Origin of the sequence: Actinophytocola sp., from assembly GCF_045807065.1 — a bacterium.
Classification (GTDB): domain Bacteria; phylum Actinomycetota; class Actinomycetes; order Mycobacteriales; family Pseudonocardiaceae; genus Actinophytocola.
Genome location: NZ_JBJMIE010000244.1, coordinates 1 through 8,841 on the forward strand (window position 1 = coordinate 1; position 8,841 = coordinate 8,841).

General features: G+C 72.6%; 7 protein-coding genes. 4 read left to right on the forward strand and 3 right to left on the reverse strand.

Going from position 1 to position 8,841, the window contains the following annotated elements; all coding sequences use genetic code 11:
* Positions 1–2,123, forward strand: a 2,123-nt coding sequence (locus tag ACJ73U_RS14230; RefSeq protein ID WP_407778076.1) for a glycoside hydrolase family 2 TIM barrel-domain containing protein, incomplete at its 5' end; no start/stop codon positions are given.
* 117 nt (positions 2,124–2,240) lie between these two features.
* On the opposite strand, the gene ACJ73U_RS14235 is transcribed toward ACJ73U_RS14230, so the two are convergent.
* Genes ACJ73U_RS14235 through ACJ73U_RS14245 form a run of 3 tightly spaced genes read right to left on the reverse strand, consistent with a single transcriptional unit; the run spans position 2,241 to position 5,603 of the window.
* Complete coding sequence (locus tag ACJ73U_RS14235) at positions 2,241–3,629, reverse strand: pyridoxal phosphate-dependent decarboxylase family protein (protein ID WP_407778077.1); 1,389 nt, start codon at positions 3,627–3,629, stop codon at positions 2,241–2,243.
* Positions 3,629–4,111 (reverse strand): hypothetical protein, encoded by a 483-nt coding sequence (locus ACJ73U_RS14240; protein ID WP_407778078.1) that lies wholly within the window; start codon positions 4,109–4,111, stop codon positions 3,629–3,631. The genes ACJ73U_RS14235 and ACJ73U_RS14240 overlap by 1 nt, the downstream gene beginning before the upstream one ends.
* Positions 4,112–4,166: 55 nt before the next feature.
* Entirely contained in the window at positions 4,167–5,603 is a 1,437-nt protein-coding gene (locus tag ACJ73U_RS14245; RefSeq protein WP_407778079.1) for an MFS transporter, read from the reverse strand.
* An 86-nt stretch (positions 5,604–5,689) separates the two neighbouring features.
* Here ACJ73U_RS14245 and ACJ73U_RS14250 point away from each other — a divergent pair, with 86 nt between their 5' ends.
* The 3 genes from ACJ73U_RS14250 to ACJ73U_RS14260 all read left to right on the forward strand — a co-directional run.
* Entirely contained in the window at positions 5,690–6,436 is a 747-nt protein-coding gene (locus tag ACJ73U_RS14250; RefSeq protein ID WP_407778080.1) for a TetR/AcrR family transcriptional regulator, read from the forward strand.
* Between the two features lie 131 nt (positions 6,437–6,567).
* The gene (locus ACJ73U_RS14255) at positions 6,568–7,965 is read left to right on the forward strand and encodes an alkaline phosphatase (RefSeq protein ID WP_407778081.1); all 1,398 of its coding nucleotides are present in this window, start codon (positions 6,568–6,570) and stop codon (positions 7,963–7,965) included.
* A gap of 538 nt (positions 7,966–8,503) precedes the next feature.
* On the forward strand, positions 8,504–8,841 hold a 338-nt coding region (locus ACJ73U_RS14260; RefSeq protein ID WP_407778082.1), incomplete at its 3' end, for a YbaB/EbfC family nucleoid-associated protein.

Below are 8,841 nucleotides of genomic sequence, written 5' to 3' on the forward strand. Positions count from 1 at the left end.
CCTACGTCCCACTCGTCGTCGAGGTGACCGCGCAGCTGCGCGACGGTGCCGAGCACGTGCTGGCCGTAGCGCTCGATCCGGCACCGGCGAGCGAGCCGCAGGTCGCCTACACCGGCAAGGTCACCGTCCACAAGGGTCGGATGGGCTACGGCTGGGACTTCTGCCCGCGCCTGGTGCAGCAGGGCCTGTGGGCGCCGGTCCGCCTCCGCACGACCGGAAGGCTGCGGCTGGCCGACGTCCTGGCACGACCCGGGGCCGACCGGGTCGCCGTGACCGTCGAGGTGGACGGCACCGACGACCGGTCCACAGTGGAGTGCGCACTCCGCGGCCCGGACGGCGCGATGGTGGCGACCGCCGCCGCGCCCGTCACCGGCGGCACCGCCGCGCTCGCGCTCGACGTGCCGGCGCCGCTGCCCTGGCACGTCAACGGTGCCGGCCCCGCGCACCGCTACGTGCTGGACACCGTGCTCCGCGACGGTTCCGGCAGGGACGGCGACACGCACCGCTGCCGCCTCGGCTTCCGGGACGTCCGGTTCACCGGCGAGGAGGGCACGCTTCCCTACCGCCTCACCGTCGACGGCCGGCCCACCTTCATCACCGGCTGGAACTGGGTGCCCGCCGACGCCCTCTACGGCGCGGTCGACCCCGCGCGGCTGCGGCACCTGCTGACCCTCGCCCGCGACGCCGGGGTGAGCGTGCTCCGGGTGTGGGGCGGCGGGCTCATCGAGAGCGAGACGTTCTACGACCTGTGCGACGAGTTCGGCATCCTCGTGTGGCAGGAGTTCGCCCAGTCCAGCTCGGGGATGAGCAGCACACCGAGCACCGAACCCGCGTTCGTCGCGCGGATGGCCGCCGAGGCCGAGCGGATCGTGCGCGGCAGGCGCAACCACCCGAGCCTCGCGGTGTGGTGCGGCGGCAACGAGCTGCAGCGGCCCGACGGCATCCCGCTGACCGACGCGGAGTCACCCGTGCTCGCCGCACTGCACGAGGTCGTGGCGCGGCTGGACCCGGCGCGGCTCTGGCTGCCGACGTCCCCGTCCGGCCCGGTGTTCGCCAACACCCTCGCCAGCGTGCGGGAGAGCCGGGAACAGCACGACGTGCACGGACCCTGGGAGCACCAGGGCCTGGCCGACCACTACCGCCTCTACGACGAGGGGCGTGCCCTGCTGCTCAGCGAGTTCGGTGTCGAGGGGATGAGCAACACGCGGGCGATCGAGTCCGTCGTGCCCGCGGCCGCCCGCGTGTTGCCCACCCGGGGCCACCCGGTCTGGGACCACCTCGGCCGGTGGTGGAACAACGAGCCGCTGGTCCGGCAGGCGTTCGGCGACCGCGTCTGCGACCTCGCCACGCTGTCCCGGGCGAGCCAGTTCCTGCAGGCGGACGGCCTGCGTTACGCGGTCGAGGCCAACCGCCGCCGCCCGGAGAGCCGCGGCGTGCTGCCGTGGCAGCTCAACGAGTCGTTCCCCAACGGCTGGTGCACCGCGGCCGTCGACTACTTCGGCGAACCGAAGGCGGTCTACCACTACGTGCGCCGGGCCTATCGGCCGCTGCACGTGTGCGCCGCGCTCCCGGCGCCCCGGGTGACCGGCGGCGAGCTGACCGCGACCGTGTGGGCCTGGGCGGACCGCGACCCCGGGCCGGCGCGGGTCAGTGCCCGCGTCCTGCTCCTGGACGGCACCGAGGTGACGGCGGCGCGATGGCGGCTGGACCTCGGCGGCCCCCAGGCCGTCGGCGAGCTGCGGTGCCCGGTCCCGGCCCAGGTGTTCCTGCTGGACCTGTCCGTGCGGACGGACGCGGCACACGCCGACAACCGGTACGTGCTCACGGGCGCGGCCGACTTCGGCGACCTCGTGGGCCTGCCGCCGGCGCGGGTGAGCGCGCGGGTGCGTGCCGGCGCCGACAGCTGGCAGGTGCGGCTGCGACACGAGTCCGGCCCGGTCGCCCCGTTCCTCCGGCTGCTCGACGCCCGCCCCGCCACCCGCGAGGGCTGGGCACGCCTGGACGACAACGCGATCGACCTCCTGCCGGGTGAGGAACGCACGCTGACGTGCCGGTGGGACGGGGTCGCGCCGTCCGACCGCGGCCTGCGGCTCGACGGCTGGAACACGCTCATGAACCTCTGAACCCGCCGACCGGGCAGGAACCCGTCACGGTCCTGCCCACCCCGGAACGGATGCGCCGGGCGGTCCTGGAACTGGTGGCGGCGCGACCGACGTTTCCCCTCGTCGAACGGCCGCCGCTCAGGAACCCGTGACGTGCGCGGCCAGCACGGCGCACAGCCGGTCCACATCGGACTCGGTGGTGCGCCAGTTGCTGAACGCCACGCGGAAGGCGGGCGTGCCGTCGTACACGGTGGGCGTGACGACGGCCTCGCCGCCGTGGGCGACGGCACGGACGAGGGCGGCCACCCGCTCCCGGGTCGGGTCGCCGGCCACGGTGGCGCACACGACGTTGAGGCGGACCGGTGCCAGCAGCCGCAGGCCCGGCTGGTCGGCCACCCACGCGCCGAGGCGACCGGCCAGCGCGGTGGTGCGTTCGACGATCTCGCGGTGGCCCGCGCGCCCGTAGGCGACCAGCGAGAACCAGGCCGGCAACGCCCGCAGCCGCCGGGAGGTCTCGGGCGTCAGGTGGACGAACTCGGGCTCGCCCACCGGTGGCGGCAGGTAGGCGCCGTCGTTCCGGAACACCGCCACCTGCAGGTCGCGGCGCCGGGTGAACTGCACGGCCGAGTCGTACGGGACGTTCAGCCACTTGTGCAGGTCCACGCACACCGAGTCGGCCTCGGCGAGTCCGTCGACCAGGTGCCGGTAGCGGGGCGACAGCGCGGCGAAGGCGCCGAACGCCCCGTCCACGTGCAGCCAGAACGGGAACCGCTGCTTCAGGGCCGCGATCGCGCGCAGGTCGTCGAAGTCGACGGTGTTCACCGTGCCCGCGTTGGCCACCACGACGGCGGGCCGACCGTCCAGGGTGGCGAGGGCGTCGGCGAGGCGGTCGACGTCCACCGCCTCTCGGCCGGGCAGCGTGGGCACCAGGCGCAGCCGGTCCCTGCCCATGCCCAAAATAGACAGTGCCTTGTGGACAGTGGAGTGCGGGGTGCCGGAGAGCACCGGGACCGGGCCGAGCGCGGCGACGCCCGCGTCGGCGGGCGAGACACCGGCCTGCTCGCCGAGCCACTCCCTGGCCACGGCGAGGCCGACGAGGTTCGACATCGTCGCGCCGGTGACGAACGCGCCGTGGTGCCCGGTGCCGAGGCCGAACAGCTCCGCGAGCCAGCCGACCGTCTCGCGTTCGAGGTCCGGCGCCGCCGAGTCGCCGCTGACCACGTTCTGGTCGTAGGCGCTCGTCAGCCAGTCACCGGCCACCGCGGCGGGAGTGGCGCCGCCGGTGACGAAACCGAAGTACCGCGGCCCGGCGCTGCCGGAGAACCACGGCGCCCACCGCTGCTCGAACCGCGCCAACGCGGCGGCGCCACCGATCCCGGCCGCGGGCACCGGCACCACCGCCGGCTCGGGCACCCGCGCGGCGACGGGCCGCGTGTCCAGGCCGCCGATCGCCTTCCGCGCCGCGTCGAGGGTCGCGGCCAGGAGTGCGTCGACGGTGTTCAGGTCCTCGCTGAGCATCGGGTCCATCATTCGTCTCCCGCCGCGTGGTGGATGATCGCCAGTGCCTCGTCCACTTGGGACCGGTGGGTGCGCACGCTCGGCACACACAGGCGGATGCTGTGCGGGCGCGTGCTGGACAGGTGGACGCGGCGCCCGCGGTTGACGCGGGACGGCAGCCGCTCGGTGGCGGCGAGCCCGTGTGCCGGGCCGGCGACGCCCGTGTGCCGGTTCACGGTCCGGGCCAGGAACTCGGCGAGCACGCAGCTGTGCGGACCGCCGGCCGGGACGTGCGCGACGTCGCGCGGCCCGGCGGTCTCGATCGCCCGGCTCGCGGCGTCGCCGAAGCGGGCCAGCAGGTCGGCGAGGTCGCCGGGACCGTCCGGCGACGGTGCGAGGAGCCGGGTGGGCACCGGCGCGTCCTCGAGCCCGCTCACGAAGCCGTCCACGAACGCGGTCGCGGTCGCGGCCGCGGCCTGTCTGGTCTGCCGGTCGGGTTCCGTGCCTGCCATGCCACGAAGGCTAGGCGGCGGTGCCGTCCCGGCCGCGGACGACCGGGAGCAGGTCTCAGCCGTGGGCCTGCTGGGCGTGCCTGGGCAGCAGGCCCACCAGCAGCAGCGTCAGGAGGTCCAGTCCCGCGGCGATGCCGAAGACCAGCTCCGCGGCGGCGAGGTGGGAGTGGACGGACGGGTGCCCGACCCGGGCGAAGAAGACCGTGCCGAGGGCGGCGACGCCGACGGCGCCGGCGAACTGCTGGGCGGCGTTGAGCAGGCCCGCGCCCGTGCCGACCTCCTCGGTGGTGGCGTCGCCGAGGATGAAGTCGAACAGGGGGACGAACACCAGCCCGGAGCCGAACCCGGTGAGCAGCAGCGCGGGTGCCAGCCTCCAGGCGGTGAGGTCGGCGCCCCAGTGCGCGACGGACCACCACAGCGCCAGCAGGCCGACGACGGCGATGGACAGCCCCAGGTGCAGGCTGGCGCGGCCCAGCTTCTCGGCGAGCACGGCGCCTGCCAGCAGGACGGCGACGGCGGTGCCCAGCGCCCAGGGGAGCAGCGTGAGACCGGTGCGCAGCGGCGTCCAGTGCATGCCCTGCTGCAGCAGCAGGTTGATCACGAGGACGAACGCGCTGAGTGACGCGTAGAACCCGGCCACGACCACCATGCCGACGACGAAGCCGCGCTTGCGGAACAGCGACGGTGCGATGACCGGGTGCCGGCTGTGCCGTTCGGAGACGACGAACAGCGCGAGCAGGACGGCCGCGGCGGCCATCATGGCGTAGGTCCAGGCGGGCCAGCCGAGGTCGCGGCCCTGGATGAGCGGGATGATGAGCAGGGCCGAGGCCGCGGTGAGCAGGGCGACGCCGGTGAGGTCGAGGCGGGCGGTCGGGTCCTCCCCGCCGCGACGGGGCAGCACACGCCAGGCGAGCGCGGCGGCGGCGAGGCCGAACGGGACGTTGATCAGGAAGATGGCGCGCCACTGGCTGCCGAACAGGTCCAGGTGGAGCAGCCAGCCGGCCAGGATCGGCCCGGCCACGGTGGCCAGTCCCATCAGCGGACCGATCGGCATCAGTGCCCTGCGCAGGTGCTGGGGCGGGAACACGACCTTCATCAGGGCCAGTCCCTGCGGGATCATGACCGACCCGCACAGGCCCTGCAGCGTGCGGGCGACGATCAGGAAGACCACGTCGGGGGCGAGACCGCACGCCAGCGAGGTGAGGGTGAAGCCGGTCATGCCGAGCAGGAACAGCCGGCGGCGCCCGAGCAGGTCGCCGAGCCGTCCCGAGGTGACCAGGCCGAGTGCGAACGCCGCGGTGTAGGCGCTCAGCACCCACTGCACCGTCACCTGGGCGCCGCCGAGGTCGGCGCGGATGGACGGACCGGCGAGGTTGGCGACGCTGGAGTCGATCAGGTCCATGACGTCGGCGAGGAACACGACGACCAGGACGAGCCACGCGGTGCGCAGCGGCAGCGTGGTCGCGGGAGATTGTTGCTGGTCAATAGACACGAACACCGTTCTACAGCAGATCCCCGTTCCGAACAACAAGAACAGTGTTCAGAGTGGCATAGAACACCGTTCGCTAGACTGTCCGCATGTCACCGACTCCGCAGCAGCGGCGCGCCGCTCGCCACCAGCTGGCCACCGGCTCGGGTGCGCCCGCGGCCCGGCGTGGACCGTCCGGCGGGCGCAAGAAGCCGATCACGGTCGACGCCATCATCGGCACCGCGTTCGGCATCGTGGAACGGGAGGGCTACGAGGCCCTGACGATGCGGCGCCTGGCCGCGGCGCTGGAGACCGGACCGTCGTCGCTCTACGCCCACGTGGTCAACAAGGAGGACCTGGACGAGCTGCTCATCGGCCGCCTGTGCGCCGAGATCGACCTGCCCGAGCCGGACCCCGCCGCCTGGCGGCGGCAGATCGTCGGGGTCTGCACCCAGCTGCGTGACCAGTACCTGCGTTACCCGGGTATCTCCCGGGCCGCCTTCGCCGCCGCTCCGTCCAACCTGGACACGCTGCGCGTCGCCGAGGGACTGCTCGCCATCATGCTCGCCGGGGGCGTCGACCCGCGGGCCGCCGCCTGGGCGATCGACTCGCTGATGCTCTACGTCAACGCCTACAGCCTCGAGGTCTCCCTGGCGAACACCCGCCGCGACCGCAGCGACGACGCCTGGGTCGTCAGCCGCGAGGAGCTGCTGCGCCGCTTCGCCGCCCTGCCCGCCACCTTCCCCCACACCAGGCGCTATGCCACCGAACTCACCGCCGGCACCGTTGGCGACCGCTTCGACTTCACCATCGGCCTGATGCTCGACGGCCTGAAGTCGACGGTGGCCGATCGGTGATACCGGTTCGCACGGTTTGTCCGGACGGTAACCGATCGCGAGGCCGTCACGTGTTGGCCTTGTTCCGGCCACCTGCTGTCTCCTGACGGGGCATAGCGTCCGGCCGTCCCAACCTTTGCGAAAGGCGTGAGATGAACAGACGTGGCGCGATTGCCGCACTCGCCGTCGGTACCGCGGCGGTCGCGGTGCTGGGCACCACCGTCGCGGCGGACGGGTCGCCCGGCCGTGGCGACACCGAGCGCGAGATCGAGCAGGCGTTGCACGACCACCACCCGAGGAACGTCATCCTGCTCATCGGTGACGGCATGGGCACGCAGGAGATCACCGCGGCCCGGTACTACCAGGGTGTCCACAACAAGCTCAACGTCGACCGGATGCCGCTGACCGGGTTCGACACGACGTGGTCGGTCAAGCCCGCGCCGAAGGCCCCGTACCTGCCGGACTACGACCCCGACTCGGCGTCGACCGGCACGATGTGGGCGACGGGCGTGAAGACGCTCGACGAGCGCATCTCGCAGGGCCCGAGCAGCGCGATCAACGTGCCCGGCCGCAACTACCAGTCGGTGATGGAGAAGGCCAGGAAGCGCGGCATGAAGGTCGGCGACGTCTCCACCGCCGAGCTCACCGACGCGACCCCGGCCGTGCAGGGCGCGCACATCTCGCTGCGTGGCTGCCAGGGCCCCACCGACACCGCCGCCTCCTGCCCCCAGGAGACCAAGGCCGCGGGCGGTCTCGGCTCGATCGCCGAGCAGGAGGTCGACAACCACTTCGACGTGCTGCTCGGTGGTGGCCGCGCGCGGTTCGAGCAGACCGTGACCGGCGGCCGAGACAAGGGCGCGACCGTGGTGGACTCGGCCAGGCGGCAGGGCTACCAGTACGTCACCGACGCGAACGGCCTGCGTGGGGCGAAGGACGACAGGCCGGTGCTCGGCCTGTTCAACTCGGGCAACATGTCGCTCGAGTGGACCGGCCCGACCGCCTCGACCGGCAAGGGCAACACCCCGGCGGCGTGCACGGAGAACCAGCGCCCGGCGAACGAGCCGAGCCTCGCGGACATGACCTCGAAGGCGATCCGGCTGCTGGATAACCGCAAGGGCTTCTTCCTCCAGGTCGAGGGCGCGTCGATCGACAAGCAGGACCACGCCACCAACGCGTGCGGCCAGCTCGGTGAGACCGTGGCGTTCGACCGGGCCATCGGTGTCGCGCTCGACTACCAGCGCACCCACCCGGACACGCTGGTGATCGCCACCGCCGACCACTCGCACACGAGCCAGATCGTGTCCGAGGACGCCGGCGGCACCGGCCTGCCGACCGGCTACTCGACCAACGTCGTCACCAAGGACGGCCAGACCCTGACGCTGACCTACGGCACCGCGGGCTACGGCGGCCCCGGCGCGGCCCCGTCGGCGAACCCGCCGAGCCAACAGCACACGGGCGCGACCGTCCCGCTCTGGGGCATAGGCCCCGGCGCGGCGGCCATCCTCGGCACCAACGACCACACGGACCTGTTCCACACCCTGGGCGGCTGACCGGTCAAGTCGTGCGAGGGGCCGGCGGGAGTTCTCGCCGGCCCCTCTCTCTCCCGCACCGGCCGGGCACCTGGGCCGGCCCCTTGGATCTTCGGATCTTTGTGCGAAGTCGGCACCTGATCAACAGATACCTCAGGGGAACGTGACGGCAGCCGACCACAATCCACCCTGAAACCCGCACCTTCGCCGGGACGCAACCCACGCACAGAAATGCGGGGAGGCGGACCAGGTGCCACGATCGCGCCGCTGTCGGGCGACATCGTCTCGTCGAGCGCGGCCTGAACCAAGGCGATCAGCCGCGCCGGCGGTTCGCGGACATCGCTCCGCGGGGGCCGGTGCGGCTGATTTCCTTTTGCATAACGCTGATCGGATGACGAGATGCGGCCGAATGCTCGCTTTTCGCTGTCCGGTAACCGAAAGCCGTCATGGGGGTGGTGGGCGCGCTCTATCCTGACAGCCGACCGACGGGTGGGTGAGTGACGTGAGCGCGTTCAGCGACGACCTCGACCGGGTTTTTCGCGGTGGTGACCCGGCGGAGGTGGCGGACCGGCTGGAGGAGTGGCAGCAGGAGTTCGACAAACATCTCCAGGGTTTCGACCGGTTGCAGCAGGCGGCCGCCGGGTTGCGGGTCACCGAGACGGCGGCCGACGGCGGCATCCGGGTCACCGTCGACGTGAGCGGGCAGATCGTCGACATCGTCACCACCGACGAGCTGAGCTCCGTCGACGCCACGGAGATCGGGCCGCTGATCCTGCAATGCCTCAAGCGCGCGCAGAGCACACTCGCGGCCAAATTCGCGGAGACCGCCGAGGAAACACTGGGCGACGACCCGACGCGGGCAAATCTGGTCGAGCAGTACCAAAAGCGTTTCCCCGA